Genomic DNA, 17,960 nt, shown 5'->3' with positions numbered 1-17,960 from the left:
CCCCTTTAGCTGTAATATATATTTATCCCGGTTTAGAACAACCATGGCAGGATAAAAGAAGTTAAAATGGCGGCCATCCCCATTGCCACCCCTGATACGGCACCTTGCAGCTCCCCTTCCTTCACGGCTTCCCCCGTTCCAATCCCATGGGAAATCGTGCCGAGCGCAAGGCCCCGCGATACCGGGTCGTGGACGCGCGCCAAAGATAAGAGCTTCAGGCCGAACATGGCGCCGATCATCCCGGTAATCATCACAAACCCGGCGACCAGCACCTCATTGCCGCCGATGATTTTTGCTACCTCGCTTGCAACCGGTACGGTGACAGATTTCACGGCAAGGGAAGCAAAAATATTGTGCGACAGCTGAAAAATTTTGGCCAGGGCGAGGGCGGTCCCGACAGTCAGCATGCTGCCTGAAAGAATGCCGCCGACAACCGGCAGGAAATAGCGGGCAAGAATCCCCCTGTTTTTATAAAGCGGCACAGCCAGCGCGACGGTGGCCGGACCGAGAAAATAGGTCATGACCCCTTTTGCGGGAAGATACGCTTTATAGGATACATGGGTTGCGATTAGTAACACGATCAATACGGCCGTGCTGAAAAATACAGGCGTTGTAAACGGGGAAGGAAACCTTCTCGATAACCGCAACGACAACAGGTAAACGAAAACGGTGATGAAAATGCTATAAAGTGTCACGGCGTAACTGCTGCTCATGGCTTGCCTCACGCCCCCTTGCCAAAAGTTGGGCGGACATCCCTGTCCCTACAATGCCGGCAACCGCGCTGACAGCTAGTATTACGATCAGCACCACGCCATTATGGAGGAAAAATGAACCGAGCGACATCAGCCCGACGGAAATCGGAATAAAAAAGAATGATAAATGTTTTAAAATCCACGTTGCGCCCGTATCGATCCACTGCAGCTTCAAAATGCCCGTGATCAATAAAAGAAACAGAACCAACATGCCAAATACATTCCCCGGAACCGGCAAATGCAGGATTTTGACCGCTTCCAGCCCGAATTCGTAAATGACCCAGAGCAAACCGATCTGCAATGCACCAATAACTGCTTTTTTCACGTTGCATACTCCCTTTTTGATTTGCTGTATTATTACAGTTCTTATTATACAAATATTCCATACAGATTTTAAATATCCTGTATGATTTTTTTAAAAAAAATCATTTTTCGCTTTTTCTCCCCGGTGTATAAAGGCAGCGGGCCGTCCGCATCCTATAAAGGGAGGGAATCCGCATGCCAAAACGAAAAAGAAAACCGCTTATCGCAGAATCAAGAAGCGCGCTTGACCGGTTCAAAACCGAAGTCATGGCCAAAGAAGGGTATCGTACTGATACGGATCAACCTGACGATATCAAATACGAGGTAGCCAGTGAACGCGGCATTCCGCTTCAAAAGGGCTATAATGGCAAACTGACGGCTGAACAGGCCGGAAAAATTGGCGGGCCGATCGGCGGAAACATGGTGAAAGAACTGGTCCGGATGGCGCAGGAACAATTAAAGAAACAGTAAAACGGGCAGAGAATTTCCCTGCCCGTTTGTTATAGTACAGATTCGCTTCGCATGCCGATTTACCCGGCTGCTTCCGTTCCGCCTGAATGTTGCATTTGGTACATTTGATAATACTTTCCTTTTCTTTCCATCAGCTCTTCATGGCTGCCGCGTTCCACAATCTGGCCACGGTCCAGCACCAAAATCTGGTCGGCATTTTTGATGGTGGAAAGCCGGTGGGCAATGATAAAAGTGGTCCTTCCTTTTTTCAGGACATCCATGGCATGCTGGATGGCCAATTCCGTTTCCGTATCAATATTGGATGTCGCTTCATCAAGAATTAAGATGGCCGGGTCAAAAGCAAGTGCACGGGCAAACGAAATGAGCTGGCGCTGCCCGCTCGATAAAGTGCTCCCCTTTTCAAAGACCGGTTCATCAAGCCCTTCTTCCAGATTTCCGAGCACTTGATCGGCGCCGACCGCTTTTAACACGGCAGCCGCTTTTTCTTTTGTAATGCGCGGGTCCCCGAGGCTGACATTTGAATAAATCGTGCCGGTAAACAAATACGGGTCCTGCAGCACGATCGCCATATGTTCACGGACGGACTGCCGCGGAAGCGACCGGATATCCGTCCCGTCAATCCGGATTTCTCCTTCATTGCAGTCGTAAAAACGGAACAGCACATTCATAATCGAACTTTTTCCGGATCCGGTATGGCCGACAAGCGCGACCGTTTCACCCGGCTTTGCCTCAAAGTCAATGTCTTTCAGCACATATTCGTTTTCTTTGTAGCCGAAATAGACGTGGCGAAACTCCACATGCCCTTTAAAGCGCGGTACGGATTTTGTCCCCACATCCTCGCCTTTTTCATCCAGCAGCCTGAAAACCCGTTCCCCGGCAACAAGCGCCTGCTCAAGATTGCTGAACTGGTTGACAATATTGCTGATCGGGTTAAACAGCCGGTTAATATAGTCCACATAGGCATACAAAAGGCCGACGGAGAGCCCGGCTGACAAACCGGAAAGGGCGCTGTGCCCGAAATACCAGAGAAACGCCACAAGCACGAGATTTTTTAAAATGCCGGTTAAATTATGGGCCGACAAGGCGTTTAACACCAGCATTTTGTTCTGGTATTTAAAATGCGTCCGATTCAGCTGTTCAAAGGTTTCCTTCGTTTGCTTTTCGCGCCGGAAAGCCTGGATGACCGGCATGCCCTGGATCGACTCATTGATCATGGCATTCATTTCGCTCACTTTCGAACGGATCATCCGGTTGTACTGCTGGGCAAACTTCCGGTATACCCGCATCCACAGCCATAAAATTGGCATTAACAACAGGCAGACAAGCGCAAGTTTCCAGTCGAGCAAAAACATTGCAATATAAATGCCGGCAATATAAACCAGGCCGCTGAAAAAGTTTGACAGCACAGCCACATACAATTCGTGGATGGCTTCCGTATCATTGGTGATGCGCGAGACAATCTTTCCGGCCGGCAGGTTGTCAAAAAATGGGATCGGCAATTTTTGCAAGTGGATAAAAAGGTCATTCCGCATTTTCTGGATAATCCGGTTTGCAGCTTTTTGCAAATAAAAATATTGCGTAAACTGGCCGAATCCCGACACAACATAAAGGCCGAAATACAAGATTAACAGTTTCAAAATATACGGGATTTCCGGGCTGTAAAAGCGGAGCACGCCCGCATAGGATATCTTTTCCGCCCGGTAAGAAGCCGTTTTGCCATTATAGGTCATATACAGTTTTCCGTCCCGGTACGTATTTTTCCCGCCGGTTTCAACACGGCCTTTTACGAAATAAAAGTTTCTTCCTGCCTGGACAATCGTCCGCTTCTTCCCTTTTTTCTCCTCAGCGGAAGCATAAACAAGCCGTTTGTAATGGCGGCCGTGATAAGAAACCGCCTGGCGGGCATCATGGGTCTCCACCCATACGCTTTCAATGCCGGTGATATGGCGGTCAATCATCGTTTTTGCCACGATCGGGCTGAACACATCCGCCCCAACGGCAACCATAAGGGCCGCGAGCGCAATCAAAATGGAACGTTTAAAGTTCATCGCATAGCGGAAAAGCCGTTTTGCAACCATTATGCTTCCACCTCCTCACGGGACATGAGCTGTTGGCGCATATACTGTTCGTAATACCAGCCCTTGTTTTTCAACAGCTGTTCGTGCGCCCCTTCCTCCGTGATCCGGCCGTTATCGAGGACGACAATCCACTGGGCGTGTTCAATCGCCGACAGCCGATGGGTCGCGATGATGGTCGTTTTGTTTTTCCGCTCTTTTCGGATGTTCGAAATAATGGCCGCCTCGGTTTTAGCATCCACAGCGGACAGCGCGTCATCCAGGATCAAAATTTCCGGATCTTTTATGACCGCCCGTGCAATCGAGATCCGCTGTTTCTGCCCGCCTGATAAAGCGACCCCTTTTTCACCGACAAGCGTTTCAAGTCCGTCCGGGAGCATCTCGATATCTTTTTCAAGTGATGCAGTCCGGATCGCTTTTTGCAGTTCCGCTTCCCCGGCCGAATCGGTACCGAACAGGATGTTTTCTTTCACCGTTCTGGAAAAAAGCACATGGTCCTGCGGCACATACCCGATCCAGCTTAATACTTCCTCTTTGGTCAATTGTTCAATTGGAACACCGGAGACAAGCAGCCGGCCGCTTCCAAGCGGATATTCGCGCAACAGTTGTTTGATCAGCGTTGTTTTCCCGCTGCCGGTTTTACCGGTGATCCCGATCGTCTCCCCTTTTTTGATCTTTAAATGAATATGCTTCAGGTTCTCTTCCCGCGATTTTGGATAGCGGAAAGTATAATCGGCAAATTCTATGATATCCGGCTGTTCAACCGTTTTCGGGGCTTCCGGGTCTTTTACATCTTCCACATGCCGCAACGTTTCATTTACACGGTCAAGTGAAGCATTGCCGCGCTGCATGACATTCATCAATTCCCCAATCGCAAACATCGGCCATGTCAGCATGCCCAAATAGACATTAAAGGAAACAAGATTTCCGAGTGTAATTTGCTGGTGAAAAACGAGATAAGTGCCGTAAGCAAGGCCGATCGTGTAACTCATCCCGGTAATGATTTTTGTCAGCGGATTAAAAAGCGCGTCAATTTTTTCGACCGCAATGTTTTTTTGATAAACGTCTTCCGTCATCGACTGGAATCTTGTTTCGTCCGCTATTTCCTGGTTATAGGCACGGATGACGCGGACACCGGCAACCGATTCCAGCACCCGGTTATTTAAATCCCCAAAGGCGTCCTGGGCAACAGTAAAACGTCTATGAATTTTCTCTCCCAGCACTTTAATGCCGGCTGCCAGAAACGGAAGCGGCAAGATCGAAACAAGCGTTAACTTCCAGGAGATCAGCACGGCCATGGTCAGAATAATGGTCAGCATATACATGGTTGAATCAACAAGCGTCAGAATCCCGAAACCCGCTGTCTGGGACACCGCCCGCAAGTCATTCGTCGCCCGCGCCATTAAGTCGCCCGTACGATTCCGCTCAAAAAAAGGAGGCGCCATTTTTAAAAAATGATTCATTAACCGGGACCGCAGCATTTTTTCCACGATAAACGCCCCGCCAAACAAGTTATACTGCCATATATAGGTCAGGCCGTAAAGGGCAGCTGCAATCGCCAGCATGACGCCGATGTAGAGGGAAAAAATGTGTGCTGTCATTTCCCCGGTGAATATTTTATCAATGGAATCGCCGAGAATCATCGGCGGGAGCACTTCCAACAAGTTAACAATTGAAAGCGCAAGCACTGCAATCGCATATCTTTTCCAATAGGCTTTAAAAAACCACCCTAATTTCCCCAATACACTAAACAAACCGTCGTCCTCCTCCCGTCATTTCTGTCTCTATCCGCCTTCTTTCTCTCCGTAAGACAACAGTAAAACCGGATGATGCTTCATCTTGTTCATCCCCTTTTTCAAAATGTGCATCGCCTGATGGCTGGCCAATTTAAAAAGCACTGCCTTTCAACATAAAAAAAATCAATGATGATGGTGATGACCGTGTTCGCGTTCAATCCTCGGGTTTGTAATGACGAATTCTTCCTGCGGCACGTAAAAATACTGGATCCAGATGCCGTCCAAATACGGCTCGCGTGAATCAAGTAAAATATCAATGCCCTTATCCGTTTTGACAATTTCATCATGTTCTCCCGGTGTATCCAGCGTGATGTCGTAATGGGCATGGTCGCCGTGCATCTCGGTCACAAAGACGCGGATCATTTTTCCTTCCGCATCTTCCTCCTCCAATATTTTTTTAAACATTTTTGCGGCATTCCGATTGATTTTAACGTTCATGTTCCTACCTCAATTCTTCTTGTTTTTGTTTCTTTATTATGACAGAAAAAACGGAAATCGCAAACTGGAATGCTTCACGTAAAGGGTTGAAGCATTCTTACAGGACAAACCGCTTTTGTTTCATTGCTGGGGTTCAAGTTTACTAAGCAGGTGCTTTCCGGCAGTTTTGGCTGGTTTTGCGGCTTGGGAGAGCACTCAGGATGGCTTGTTTCAGCTGCACGAAAAAGGCGGGCTTAGAAAAGCGGACCTTCACTGACATAATATTTGCACCCCCGAAATATTTGTTGTATGATACTTCTGTTTTGAATGGACGTGGAAGACAAGGTAAAAGATATGCTCTAGAAAGAAGGCTTTCATCTGAAGCGAGGAGGATTGTGATGCCTTTATCGAAAAGAACGGTTTTTTTAACAGCCATTGCATCTGGTACGATGCTGAACCCGCTGAATTCATCGATGATCTCGCTCGCCCTTCACAGCATTCAAAAAGATTTCCATTTGAGTTTTTCAACTGTGTCGTGGCTCATTTCATCCTTTTATTTGGCAAGCGCGGTCGCCCAGCCTGTGACCGGAAAAATCGGCGATATGATCGGGCGCAAAAAAATGTTTCTTGCAGGGCTTTTGCTTGTTGCCGTTTCGGCAATCGGTGCGCCGCTTGCCCCGGCCTTTTTCGTGCTGCTGCTCATGCGGCTTTTCCAATCGATCGGTTCCAGTGCTATTTATCCGTCCGGTGTCGCACTGATTCGTACCCATATTCATGAAAACCAAGCCTCTGCGCTTGCTGTTTTGTCCATTTTTGCGTCTGCCATGACGGCGCTCGGACCGACTGCCGGCGGAATTTTAATCGGGATTGGCGGCTGGCCGTCGATTTTTCTCGTGAACTTCCCTTTTATCGTGATTAGTTTTCTACTTGGCTGGTTTATCTTCCCGAAAGATCCGGAGAACAGACATGCTTCTTTCAAAGATGTTGTGCACGAGCTCGACTGGACCGGCATTTTCTTATTTGCGGCCGGGCTTGTACTGCTTCTGTATTTTCTGTTGGAACTGGAGTCGGCTGTCCATATTTGGACGGGTGTGGCAGGCATTGTGCTGCTTGTCCTATTTGTGATCTATGAAGCCAGAACAGGCCGCCCGTTTATTGATGTCCGCTTTTTATCCAAGCACCGTTCCCTTTCTGTTGTGTATTTGCAATTCATCGTGCTGAATTTATTTAATTACTGCTTATTCTTCGGACTGCCGAGCTTCTACCAGGACGGGCTTCATTTCAGCGTGCACACAAGCGGGTTCATGATGCTCTTTATGTCCGGCGCAAGCATCCTCATTTCCCTCGTTTCGGGTAAATGGATTGACCGTGCCGGAACCGCCGGACCGATCCGGATCAGTGCTTTGACTATGATTGCCGGCGCCGTTTTCATGGCCGTTTTCTTTATCCATGCCTCGGTCTGGCTGATGGGTGTGATCCTGTTTATCCTCGGTATCGGTTACGGGATCGGCAATGTTGCGCTGCAGGCGGCAATGCTGAACGAATCGCCTGAAGCCATGGTTGGCACAAGCTCCGGCCTTTTCCAAACATGCCGGTATTTAGGCTCGATCCTGTCATCGGTCGTGCTCGGCGTTGTGTTCGCAAGCGGCATGTCAACAGCCCGTTTTCTTATCCTGTCAGCTGTTTTAGTTGCAGTGAGCGCATTTTTCTTTCTCCTCAGCTTAAAAACTGCGCGTGCCCGGGCGGTATAAAATAGAGGAAGGTAACGGCTTTTGAGACCCCGTCATCAAAGCATACAACTTACTAATGTATTATGCATCCAAATGCTGCTTTTCTTTGTCAAATTTTATTTTACGGATGAGGTCAGGGGTGTCATACGCCTGGCCTTTTTCTCTAAGCATCTGATTCCGCCTTTCCAGCTTTTTCTTTCACCCACTGGATATCGTTTTCAATGGAATCCAGAAAAAGCTTGCACTCGAAAGCTGATTCAATGTATAGAGAAGGCAGCTTGACGCATTTTCACAGATACACCATTCTTCTATATATTGAGACAAAGTCAAAATTGGATTCGTTCAGCAAGCCCTTATTTATTGTAATGGTATATAATGGAGTATAACTGTAGAGTCGAATAGAGGTGATCATTTTGTCATCAAAAAAGACGAATTTCTTTGTGGTTTCATTGATTTTTTCCTTGTTTTCGTTTTTTTTATCAGCAGGTGTACAAGACCTACTTACGATCATACACAATCCGATTATTTCCTTTTCGATACCTTATATATTGGCAATCGTGAGTATTATCTATCTGTTCATTGGATATATAAAACTGGCTAAATCCAAATCATCGAAACACTTGAAATTTGTTCCGATTCTAACCATCATCCTCATTGTGTTGAGTATTTTGATTAACAGCTTTCTTTTGGTTGCAATTACTTCGGGCATTTAAGCGTCATTCAACTACGAAAATGAAGCCTATCAAAAAAGAGATGATTCGAGGCATCGATGTTCCTTTTACAACCTTCAAGAAGAAAACTGCGTGTGCACGAGGGGTAACGGAAAAAGCGCGGCAAAAGGAAGCATGCCACGCTTTTTCGTTATCGGATCTTTTTTGCCCATACAGAAAGCAACCCAATGCTCATCCAAACAAGAGAAAACAGGAACGCAATGCCCGAAAACGCTAAAATATATAAATTATAAGCCGAGATGCGCGCAATCAGGCCGTTTGTCCGGAATCCGAAGAGAAAACCGGCCACATTCAGGAAAACAAGAAAACCAAAAATTGACAGGCAGCCGTTCCATGCCCCTTTTAAATCCGCGGTGCTCAACGAAATATGCGCGGAAATGCAAATGCCGGCAATAGCAAAAATCCAAAAACGGGGGTTCATTAAGTTTTCGATTGAAAAAAGATGACTAGCGAGTGCGCCGATGGAATGGCCAAAAAATGCAAAGAAACTTTCGAGGCCGGAATACGGATGAAGACCTGCCCTGATTGCCTGCATGAACGGCCGGTATGTATCCGGCAATAGCACATACATGCCTAGCGACAAAATCAAAATGCCGATATACACCGGGGCAGTTCCAATGAAAAAATTTCCGATTTTTTGGTAAACGCTGTCCGGGTTGTATTGGTGGCTTACATACCCAAGCGTGCCATCACCGCTTTTCAGCTGGAGCCATTTGATCTCGACAATTTCATGCCTAAAAATGCCGCACATCAAGGCATGGCTAAATTCATGGACCGGCGTACCGAGCCATGCCGTCACCGCAATCCCCTTCCACCCGAAAACGTGGTAAATGAAGGCCGTTGCCCGCTTTTCCAAAAAACCGAGCACAAACCCGACCACAATGATCGTTCCAAGCAGGTTGAAAAGTTCAACCGTACTTAAAAGCAGAATATGTAAAAAGGTTTGCAAATCTCCACCTCTTTTTTCAAAAATCCGTTTTCCTATCCATTTTAATCCCGCAAATCATCCGCGTCCAGCAAGCACATTGTGGAAACCCGTTTTTTCAAGTAAAATAGTGCTCAGTGAAAAAAGAGAAACCGGGTGAAACGATTGGATTTTAACATCAATTTCCTTTCCTTCTATGTCATCCAGACAGACGGGGAAGGCGAACAAACGAGAAAACAGTTCAGGCACTTTCAAACTTTAGATCGCGAAAATTATGAGATAAGTAACGTAAAAGACTTTCTCGATGGCGAACTTGAAAAAATCGTAAAAAGGAAAGTGGATAAGCATCCGAAGTCCGAACAAGTACCGACGAAAATCGGCCGCTTTATTGTGGAACCGGGCTACGGCCTTGACTCCAACCCGAACTTCAATTTGTTTAACCGTGCGCGTATGGCCGGCACGATTGGTGAGTTTCAAAAAGCAAGCGAAGCCTTTCTCGCCGCCTATCTGGACACCAATGCTGTCAGGGACGGCGCGTTTCTGATCGCAAATGCAACGATGCGGAAATACTTCGATGAACCGTTTGTTTTTTTGTTGAAATGCGATTTCGAACCGAAAGTCGCCACGATTGCCGATGAATCCACATTGTTGAAAAAAGTGGAAATGGCGATTACCACAAAAGGCATGAAATCCATCCAGTATCCGCATATGCCGGAAGAAGGCATGATTGAAGAATCAGAGCTGAAAATTCACCAGGCATCTCACGCCCGTTATTTCGAAGAATTTTTAAAGTATGTGGAATACGGCGAATCGATGCCGGAAATCATGAAAGCGCAAGTGAAGACGATGGTGGAAGAACATTTTCAGGAAGTGCTGCATGAAGACAGCATCGAATACGAGCAATTCGAAAAAGAACTTGAGATTTGGGAAGCAAGCCCCAAGCGGACGTTACAGGAACGATTGCCGGCGGAACAGGTTATCGAAGCCGCGGCCCAGATTGTCGAAACTGCCCCGGAGGCCGATTTGCGAATGAAACTGGACCATATTTCGGTGAATGCCCTCCTTTCCGATTTTGGCGAAACGGTCCATCTCGCCAAAATCGGAGACCGGTATGTCACGATCGTCGAGTCTGAATCCATCCTCTTTGAAAAAGGGTTTTCCCCCGTTGAATTTCTGCAGCCGGACGAACTGGATCATGTGCTTGAACGGTTGAAGAAGAAAGCCGGGGCCATCGTAAATGAACAAAAATAGCGTGCTCCATTCGCACGCTATTTTTGTTCATGATTGGGGGTGATCCAGTATCTTTTTCCCTTTGGATGCTTGCACTTTCGCATTTTTTGAACTTGCACGGCCAATGCCGAAAACAAAGTAACAGACCGTGACAAGGCCAAGAAAGACAATGCCCGCAACAAGTGACATCCTTGTTTCATCATTAAACCACATGCCGATCAGGACAGCGATTAAAAATGCAATGGTTACATAGTTGGAAACCGGTGCAAACGGCATTTTAAACGGATGGTTTTTCATTTCAGCCTTTTTCATCTTTCTAAACCGGATCTGACTGATTAAAATGACAAACCATGGCACCATCCCCGGCAGGACGCTTGCACTGTATACATATACGAACAGATTTTTCGGTGCGATATAGCTTAACACTACACCAATCACAAGGCCGACAAGAACACCGATTGTACCTAAAAGTGGAACGCCATTGCTTGATACTTTCGTGAAAATTTTCGGTGCCTGGCCGTTCACGCCGAGCGTATACAGCATCCGGCCGGCACTGTAGATACCGCTGTTGCAACCGGATAATGCGGCGGTAACGACAACAAAATTAATGATGCCGGCTGCGGCCGTAATGCCGATTTTTGCAAAAGTCGCCACAAACGGGCTGCCGATGGAATCAAGTTCATTCCACGGATAAAGCGTAACAATGACGAAAATGGCGCCAATATAGAAGATCAATATGCGCCAAATGATATTTTGGATCGCATTTTTCAATGTATGGCTGGGGTTTTTTGCTTCGCCTGCCGTAATGCCGATCAGTTCAACACCCTGGTAGGCTGCTACGACCAAAGATAAGGCAAAGAAGAAACCTTTCAGCCCGCCGGTAAAGAAACCGCCATGCTCCCACAGATTGGAAAACCCGACGGCATGCCCCCCGTTGCCGATCCCGAATAAAATGATGGCAAGCCCGGCTATAATCATAAAAATAATCGTTACCACTTTAATCATCGCAAACCAGAACTCAAACTCGCCAAACGATTTTACAGATACGAGGTTGGCCGTTCCGAGGATCACCATGGCTACAAGCCCCGGAATCCATGCCGGCAAGTGCGGAAACCAAAATTGCATGTAAGATCCAACGGCAATGATTTCCGACATACCGACAATCACCCACTGGAACCAGTTGCTCCAGGCTGTGAGAAAACCTGCGAGCGGATGAATGTACTGATGGCCGAATGTGGCAAAGGAGCCCGTGCTTGGCTCAACGTAGAGCATTTCTCCCATTGCACGCATAATAAAAAAGATAAAAATCCCGGCAATCGCATACGCCAGCAACACGGACGGCCCTGTCCACTTAATGGTGCTGGCAGACCCCATAAACAACCCGACACCGATTGTACCGCCAATCGCAATCATTTGAATATGCCGCGCATGCAAGCCTCTGTTTAACTCTCTTTCTTCCACGCCATTCACTCCCGCTGTTTTTTTCAAACATGCTTAAAAAATAGAAAAATAGCATTGTCAGTCTTTATAACAAATTACTTTTTCATTGTAATATGTTTTTACCCGAAATACAATTGTTTATATACAAGGAACAAGTATTTTATTATCATAGAATAATTTAAACATTCCTTTTTTTATTTGTTTTTAAAAAAGACTGTCCCCAAAGAGGAGCAGTCTTTTTAAACAGTGCATCGGGCCCGCTACCGGTTGTTTCTTTCTCTTACATCATCGTTCGGTGAGTTTCCAGTTCCATCTTTTGCTTTGCTGTTCGGTGTCCCGAATATTTGATTGTCTTTCGTGACTTTCGCGCCTTCCAAAAATCGATCTTTTTTCTTCATGTGCATTCTCCTTTGTTGTTGATTCACGTTCAGCCGGGACCGCGCGTCAGGCTGCCCCGCCTAATTTTGCGCCCTTGTTTTACTATTTGCAGGCAAGTGGTAAACATGCACGCCTTGTTAAAAAAGCCCGGCGGATACAAGCTGAACATAAAAGTGGGTTTAATACGGCCGACATCGGATAGACGTGCACCATTTTAAGATTTAAAATAATCCCGCAGTACCTGGAAATCTTCCGACAAATCTATTTCATTCGGTTCCGTCTGGAGCAAGCGGGCAATCAACGGTTCCAGTTCATCCGGATCCTGCTTGTCCGTATACTGGATAAAATTCAATCCGGAAAGCCAGTCGGTATAGGAATGTTTAGCTTTCCCGTAGCTATTGCCGAATACGAGGCACGGCGTTCTGGTGATAATTGAAAAAATCATCGCGTGCAACCGGTCGGTAATGACAAGTTTGCGCGAGCCGATCCGGTGCAGCATTTTCATAAAATAGGTTTCCCTGTCCGCATAATCGATCGTGTCCACTTCCGATAAAACGGTATCCGTGCGGTCAACAGGCCCGATGTTCGCAGCTCTTTCCATGAGTTCGGAGACAAAATTTTCATCTGTCACTTTTTCTTTATCCGCCCTTAATACAAAAAGCACGCCATCCCTTTTTAGATCCTGCGGTTCAATTTTTAACGACAGAACCATATCCGGGGTGTACAATACATTTGCGTTGAAGGTCTCCTTGACGAATTCCAGGCTTTGTGATTCGCGGACACATATGGTGAGATTTGGATTACTGCCATAGGCTTCCTGCGATTTCCTTTTCTCCCGCTGTCCTTTTTCGGTAGGTTCAAAATAAACGGATTGCGGCATAGAGATGGTTTTATAATCTTTAAAAGCCGAGATTACTTTTCGACGGTCTTCTTCAATGTCCAGGTAGAGACTGCCGAGATTACCGCCGCCCGTAAAGCAGACGATGTCCTCTTTCCCAATGATCTTTTTCACAAAATCAATTCCCTCATCCGTCGCATAATCCATTATTTCGATGTATTCGTAATAAGGAAAATGGTTACGGATAAATTTTTCCTCTGCATAGGCAATGGCCTGGTCCCCGATATTTGTGTAGCTTGGGGAACCAAAGAGGAAAACTTTTCTTTTATCATTGTATAAGGCATCGGGTTCCACATTTGGGGCAATCCCCTTTGCCGGTTTTTGACCATTTCGGATTTGTTCACTCATACATTATCCCTCCGTCATCGTTACGTGATTATGCTTGCCGGATAATTTCTTGTACCCATTTATAAGGGGCAATACACTTGGATGAGCGAACAAAACCTAAAATTTGTTATTTTAGTATATTTTTTATATTCTATTTACGAGTTTGAAGATGAGCATCATAATGGGGTTCAGAACTTAGGGACAAGTTCTGAACCCCTATTTGTCTACAATCTGAGCATGTGCAGGAATTCTTACTTGGTATTCGTTCCTTGCTTTGAACTTTCAATTCACTAATTTGACAACAAGGTACGATTCTAACAATTTATTGCGACTTCACGACGTTGCAGTCGACTGAGGTCTTTTTAGAAGGAGAACGTGAAGTCAATATTGTTAATCCAATTGCAATTGTAACGCCTAAAGCGGCTAACCAGGTAATGGAAGTGAGGGAAATTCTCTCTACAAAGATACCCCCAATGCCTGCCCCTGCCGCCATGGCCAACTGCATCATTGATTGATTGAGACCGAGCAATACACTAGATGATTCCGGCTCTATTGTAGCTAGGTGATATTGTTGAGTCGGGCCAGTAGACCATGCTGCAAAGGACCATAATATTAATATGACCAACACGCCCACGTAAGAGTGGGTAACGATTGATAACAGAACGAGCATGGTGATATGTAAGATCATGCCACCAATGAGTGTGAACCGCACACCCCACCGATCGGTACTAAATCCGCCAAACTTTGATCCAACTAGACTGGCAATACCAAATATAAGGAGAACGCCGCTAAGCAATTTGTCACTTACACCTGAAATATTTAGCAGGTAAGGGGATAAGTAGGTATAAACAATGGAATATCCGCCAAGCCAGAAAAAAGTGATGGCTAATCCGAGTACCACTTTTGGTTTTTTTAATAAAGCGAGTTGCTGATTTAAAGGTGTCAATTTTTCCACCTGAATTTTTGGAATGGTAAGCGAAATAATAACCATCGCAACTAATCCAAGTAAGGCAATCCCTCCAAAAACAGCCTTCCAACCCAGTACCTCACTCGTCATTCTTCCAAGTGGAACGCCAATGATTAATGATGCTGTCAATCCCATAATGACAGTGGCAATGGCGCTAGCTTTCTTCCCTTTTGGAGCAATTTTCTCCGCAATCGTTAAGGCTGTCACTACAACCATTCCTGCACCAAAGGCCATAATAATCCTTGAGACAATAAAGAATCCATAACCAGGAAGGATGAATGCAAGAATATTTCCAATAACAAATAGACCAAGTGAATATATCATTAACTTACGTTTATCCATTCTGGAGGTGATAGCCATTAATACAGGTGTGAAAATAGCATATACAAGCGAAAAAATGGTTATTAACTGACCAGCTGCTGCGAGAGTAATGCCTAATGATTCCGAAATATTATCCAAAATTCCGGAAATGATATACTGTGAAGTTCCAACTAAAAAACTTACGATCGCTAAGATATAGATCTTACCAGTGTTTGACAAAATAAATCACTCCTTCATCATCAAAATATATCAGGGTTGAACGTTTTGTATCGACAAAAACACATATCGTGATATGTCGATATGTTTAAGGAAATGAAACTGTATTCATAATCAGGATTCAGTTTCATTTTTTAAATATTCTTTTCAAAGAGAGTGGCAATTTTTTTTATGGCTTCTTCATCTCTTTTGTAGTAAGTATATTTACCAATACGTTCTGCCGTAATTAACCCAGCTCGTTGCAGTATGGAAAGGTATTGAGATACTGTGGATTGCGTCATTTTCAATTTATCTGTTATTTGACTAACACATACCCCTGTAGTATTCATATCAATCCCTTCGTGGGGCGTAAAATGACGATCCGGTTCTTTCAGCCATTTTAAAATTTGCAATCTTGATTCATTGGATAAGGCTTTAAAGACTTCAATGAGTTCCATACAAATCATTATATCGAAAAATAACGATATGTCAACACATGATTTTAAATCAAAATCCAAAAAGGGTTCCATCAGGTCCATCGTGCGTGCTTTAAATTCAAGATCTGCACCCTCCATCTTTTTCAGCCATAACAGATCCTTATTCCTAGATTTGGCAAAGATGCTGACAGCTTTGGCAACCATTTAAATGCAAAGGTTTTACAACAAATCCAGGGAAATGCCTGCACGCGAAAGCCGATTCAACGTATGGAGAAGACAAACTCACGCATTTTCGCATATATTTTGCGATGGAGTTTGCAGACAAATTGGGCACAAATTCAGAACCGGATTCGTTCAGCAAGCCCTATTTAAAAGCGTATCGCGCGGACAGGTTCCGTCTATAAAGGACGTGAGGAAAGGATCGTTTGACATTGGCAGCGTGTTCCCTTATTTTTAGACTGTTGATAAATATTAAAACCACACAACTTAATAAGATCTCGATCAGAAGTATTATCATTTTGTTTTAAAATGCTCATTAACCACACCTCATTTACTAGGTTCCAAGATGATATCATCTATCCCTGATGTTGTACCTTCCTGCTTTTTCGCCGTTCCTGTTCTTTTTAATATTTCGTTGCTTTTGATATAAACAGCATAATTCCCCGGTGGTAAGCCGTTTGATTTCTTTAATTTATCAATCACTCCTTTGGCTATCGATTTATCTGGGAGACTATGTTTTTTCTCCATAAAAAATGTGAGCGTAGTCATCATTCCCTCCCTCTATAGATGTTGATGTATCAACGGTTTAAGCCGTTAGTGGGATGTCAAAAAATATTTTTTGGCACGCTTCCTAACAAAATTTTTATATTATGTGAAACTATTCCAACATACGGGTACGCTACGCGGTCACTATTGGATAATAATGGGAAGTAGTGATAGGAAATTATACGATGCACAATGGTTCTCTGCGTAACTTATGATGACGTACCCTCCCATGTCCCTGGGCATCTGTGTGCCTACATTCCTTCGTTCGGTCTAGTCATAAGGCAGAGGCTAGCGAAGCTCCTATAGGGACTCGAGGTCGAATGGAAAAAATAGTGCCAGCTTCTCCGTGTCATCCTGTTGTCTAGCTCTTACTAAGGGTCAAGTCTTTTTTTTGTGTGTAAATTCCTCTCAGTCGGGGTAGAGTAATTAACCCGAATAAATGTCTGTCGCTTTGTTGGATTGGTCAGACGATTTCGGTTGTTTGGCTTTCCATTCAAAATAGTCTTCCATCTTCAAATAGCGGCGTCCTTCTGTCCATTTTTCATCCTTTTCCATGAGAACAGAACCCATTAGCCGGATTACGGAATCCCAGTTAGGAAAAATACGGATAACCTGTTCCCGACGGCGAAATTCTTCATTGAGTCGTTCCATGCCGTTTGTCGTCCTCAGGCGACGATGATACGGCTCCGGAAGTGAGAGTGCTGCAGTGACATCGTCAAAGGCTTCCTCTACCATTTCAGTCACTTTAGGCGCTTTATCCTGATAAGTATTCAGAAAGGACTGAAGTAGTGTGTGTGCTGTTTCAATGTCTGGAGCGTGGAGAATGGCTTTCACTTGTTCAGTTCCTTCGCTCTCTAAATGTTTTGGAAGCCGATCGTGTACGTTACGCAGAAAATGAGCTTGACATCTTTGCCACGTTGCTCCCTGAAACGCTTTTTGAACAGCGCTGACTAAACCGCCATGATCATCGCTAACGATTACATCTACGCCCTTTAGTCCACGAGATTTTAGCCAATCAAAATAATTCTTCCAAGCCTCTGTGCTTTCACTGTCATCGACTTTTAGGCCAAGAATCGATCGATAGCCTTTCTCGTTGACACCATAGCTAATCAATACACCCCGGGAACGGACACGGCCATTTTCACGCACCTTTGTATAAATTGCATCCACAAACAGAAACGGATAGCTGCCCTCTAGGGGACGGTTATTCCAGCCCGTAACCACGGGATCCAGCTGCCCACAAAGATTCGACACGGTCGACTTCGAGAAGTCTGAACCACAGAGCTCTTCGGTGATTTGACTGACACGGCGCGTAGAAACACCATTAATCACCATTTCCATCAAAGACAGGACCAGTGCTTGTTCACTACGCTGATAACGCTGAAAGAGATCAGTTGAAAAATGACCGTTGCGCAGCCTGGGAACGTACAAAGAGAGCTTTCCCACGCGGGTTTTTAGTTGGCGGGGGTAGGAGCCGTTTCGGTAATCAATTCTAGCTTCATTACGTTCATATTTTTCGGCTTTCAGCTGTTCGCTGGCCTGTGCCTCCAGAACTTGATTCAAAATCGCCTCCAAAAGGGCATTTATACCCGATTCTTTTGAATCGCCAAGAAATAATTGATGCAAAAGTTGTTCATCTAGAGTAATCTGTAATTGAGCCATCCCTGAATCTCTCCTTTAGAAATTTAGTTTTTTGGTTAACTCTATTCTAACTGAGATGATGGGCTCTGGCTCATTTTCTATAAAAAAATGATAGAGACGGCAAGAGAAATGAAATCCCGCTGTTTTTCTGGAGGGGGCTG

Annotated in this window: 16 protein-coding genes; 3 read left to right on the top strand and 13 right to left on the bottom strand. The window is 45.2% G+C overall.

Features of this window, described 5'->3' with window-relative positions; translation table 11 throughout:
• Positions 1 to 32: 32 nt before the first annotated feature.
• Together OF158_RS07890 and OF158_RS07885 are read right to left on the bottom strand one after the other, a co-directional pair.
• Positions 33 to 713, bottom strand: coding sequence for an LrgB family protein (locus OF158_RS07890; RefSeq protein WP_035184945.1), 681 nt, complete (start codon positions 711 to 713; stop codon positions 33 to 35).
• Positions 682 to 1,077, bottom strand: coding sequence for a CidA/LrgA family protein (locus OF158_RS07885; RefSeq protein WP_014098367.1), 396 nt, complete (start codon positions 1,075 to 1,077; stop codon positions 682 to 684). The genes OF158_RS07890 and OF158_RS07885 overlap by 32 nt, the downstream gene beginning before the upstream one ends.
• A 173-nt stretch (positions 1,078 to 1,250) precedes the next feature.
• On the opposite strand from OF158_RS07885, the gene OF158_RS07880 reads away from it, so the two are divergent.
• Entirely contained in the window at positions 1,251 to 1,526 is a 276-nt protein-coding gene (locus tag OF158_RS07880) for an alpha/beta-type small acid-soluble spore protein (RefSeq protein WP_014098368.1), read from the top strand.
• 59 nt (positions 1,527 to 1,585) lie between these two features.
• Here the strand turns inward: OF158_RS07880 and OF158_RS07875 are convergent, their stop codons facing one another.
• The 3 genes from OF158_RS07875 to OF158_RS07865 form a co-directional block, all read right to left on the bottom strand.
• The gene (locus OF158_RS07875; protein ID WP_014098369.1) at positions 1,586 to 3,604 is read right to left on the bottom strand and encodes an ABC transporter ATP-binding protein; all 2,019 of its coding nucleotides are present in this window, start codon (positions 3,602 to 3,604) and stop codon (positions 1,586 to 1,588) included.
• A complete protein-coding gene (locus tag OF158_RS07870) occupies positions 3,604 to 5,355 on the bottom strand; it encodes an ABC transporter ATP-binding protein (RefSeq protein WP_014098370.1) in 1,752 nt (583 codons plus the stop codon). The genes OF158_RS07875 and OF158_RS07870 overlap by 1 nt, the downstream gene beginning before the upstream one ends.
• A 165-nt stretch (positions 5,356 to 5,520) precedes the next feature.
• Positions 5,521 to 5,835, bottom strand: a complete 315-nt coding sequence (locus OF158_RS07865; protein WP_013859293.1) for a heme biosynthesis protein HemY — start codon at positions 5,833 to 5,835, stop codon at positions 5,521 to 5,523.
• Positions 5,836 to 6,212: 377 nt separating this feature from the next.
• On the opposite strand from OF158_RS07865, the gene OF158_RS07860 reads away from it, so the two are divergent.
• On the top strand, positions 6,213 to 7,565 hold the full coding sequence (locus OF158_RS07860; RefSeq protein ID WP_014098371.1) for an MFS transporter: 1,353 nt from the start codon (positions 6,213 to 6,215) through the stop codon (positions 7,563 to 7,565).
• A gap of 840 nt (positions 7,566 to 8,405) precedes the next feature.
• Here OF158_RS07860 and OF158_RS07855 read toward each other — a convergent pair.
• Entirely contained in the window at positions 8,406 to 9,224 is an 819-nt protein-coding gene (locus tag OF158_RS07855) for a hypothetical protein (protein WP_014098373.1), read from the bottom strand.
• A gap of 141 nt (positions 9,225 to 9,365) precedes the next feature.
• On the opposite strand from OF158_RS07855, the gene OF158_RS07850 reads away from it, so the two are divergent.
• Positions 9,366 to 10,451, top strand: coding sequence for a DUF3900 domain-containing protein (locus tag OF158_RS07850; protein ID WP_026104549.1), 1,086 nt, complete (start codon positions 9,366 to 9,368; stop codon positions 10,449 to 10,451).
• A gap of 27 nt (positions 10,452 to 10,478) precedes the next feature.
• Here the strand turns inward: OF158_RS07850 and OF158_RS07845 are convergent, their stop codons facing one another.
• The 7 genes from OF158_RS07845 to OF158_RS07815 all read right to left on the bottom strand — a co-directional run bounded on the left by OF158_RS07845 (position 10,479) and on the right by OF158_RS07815 (position 17,820).
• Complete coding sequence (locus tag OF158_RS07845; protein ID WP_199772173.1) at positions 10,479 to 11,843, bottom strand: amino acid permease; 1,365 nt, start codon at positions 11,841 to 11,843, stop codon at positions 10,479 to 10,481.
• 287 nt (positions 11,844 to 12,130) lie between these two features.
• The gene (locus OF158_RS07840; RefSeq protein WP_014098376.1) at positions 12,131 to 12,268 is read right to left on the bottom strand and encodes a hypothetical protein; all 138 of its coding nucleotides are present in this window, start codon (positions 12,266 to 12,268) and stop codon (positions 12,131 to 12,133) included.
• Positions 12,269 to 12,462: 194 nt separating this feature from the next.
• Positions 12,463 to 13,494, bottom strand: a complete 1,032-nt coding sequence (locus OF158_RS07835) for a polysaccharide pyruvyl transferase family protein (protein WP_014098377.1) — start codon at positions 13,492 to 13,494, stop codon at positions 12,463 to 12,465.
• Between the two features lie 301 nt (positions 13,495 to 13,795).
• A complete protein-coding gene (locus OF158_RS07830) occupies positions 13,796 to 14,980 on the bottom strand; it encodes an MFS transporter (protein WP_014098378.1) in 1,185 nt (394 codons plus the stop codon).
• Between the two features lie 131 nt (positions 14,981 to 15,111).
• On the bottom strand, positions 15,112 to 15,414 hold the full coding sequence (locus tag OF158_RS07825) for an ArsR/SmtB family transcription factor (RefSeq protein WP_035184949.1): 303 nt from the start codon (positions 15,412 to 15,414) through the stop codon (positions 15,112 to 15,114).
• Between the two features lie 525 nt (positions 15,415 to 15,939).
• A complete protein-coding gene (locus OF158_RS07820; protein WP_128890955.1) occupies positions 15,940 to 16,164 on the bottom strand; it encodes a DUF1672 family protein in 225 nt (74 codons plus the stop codon).
• A 420-nt stretch (positions 16,165 to 16,584) separates the two neighbouring features.
• Positions 16,585 to 17,820 (bottom strand): IS256 family transposase, encoded by a 1,236-nt coding sequence (locus tag OF158_RS07815; RefSeq protein ID WP_035184959.1) that lies wholly within the window; start codon positions 17,818 to 17,820, stop codon positions 16,585 to 16,587.
• Positions 17,821 to 17,960: the final 140 nt, after the last annotated feature.

It is taken from the genome of Weizmannia sp. WK01 (assembly GCF_025905465.1).
GTDB lineage: Bacteria > Bacillota > Bacilli > Bacillales > Bacillaceae_C > Weizmannia > Weizmannia faecalis.
Note: the sequence above shows the minus strand (reverse complement) of the source record. Positions and strands in the feature narration are given on the sequence as shown.

What these genes read in the sequence shown, in the direction of transcription:
- OF158_RS07865 (WP_013859293.1), bottom strand. Translation starts at nt 5,835, where the DNA reads ATGAACGTTAAAATCAATCGGAATGCCGCAAAAATGTTTAAAAAAATA.
- OF158_RS07825 (WP_035184949.1), bottom strand. Translation starts at nt 15,414, where the DNA reads ATGGAACTCATTGAAGTCTTTAAAGCCTTATCCAATGAATCAAGATTG.
- OF158_RS07820 (WP_128890955.1), bottom strand. Translation starts at nt 16,164, where the DNA reads ATGATGACTACGCTCACATTTTTTATGGAGAAAAAACATAGTCTCCCA.
- OF158_RS07890 (WP_035184945.1), bottom strand. Translation starts at nt 713, where the DNA reads ATGAGCAGCAGTTACGCCGTGACACTTTATAGCATTTTCATCACCGTT.
- OF158_RS07840 (WP_014098376.1), bottom strand. Translation starts at nt 12,268, where the DNA reads ATGAAGAAAAAAGATCGATTTTTGGAAGGCGCGAAAGTCACGAAAGAC.
- OF158_RS07875 (WP_014098369.1), bottom strand. Translation starts at nt 3,604, where the DNA reads ATGGTTGCAAAACGGCTTTTCCGCTATGCGATGAACTTTAAACGTTCC.
- OF158_RS07860 (WP_014098371.1), top strand. Translation starts at nt 6,213, where the DNA reads ATGCCTTTATCGAAAAGAACGGTTTTTTTAACAGCCATTGCATCTGGT.
- OF158_RS07835 (WP_014098377.1), bottom strand. Translation starts at nt 13,494, where the DNA reads ATGAGTGAACAAATCCGAAATGGTCAAAAACCGGCAAAGGGGATTGCC.
- OF158_RS07815 (WP_035184959.1), bottom strand. Translation starts at nt 17,820, where the DNA reads ATGGCTCAATTACAGATTACTCTAGATGAACAACTTTTGCATCAATTA.
- OF158_RS07845 (WP_199772173.1), bottom strand. Translation starts at nt 11,843, where the DNA reads ATGATTGCGATTGGCGGTACAATCGGTGTCGGGTTGTTTATGGGGTCT.
- OF158_RS07880 (WP_014098368.1), top strand. Translation starts at nt 1,251, where the DNA reads ATGCCAAAACGAAAAAGAAAACCGCTTATCGCAGAATCAAGAAGCGCG.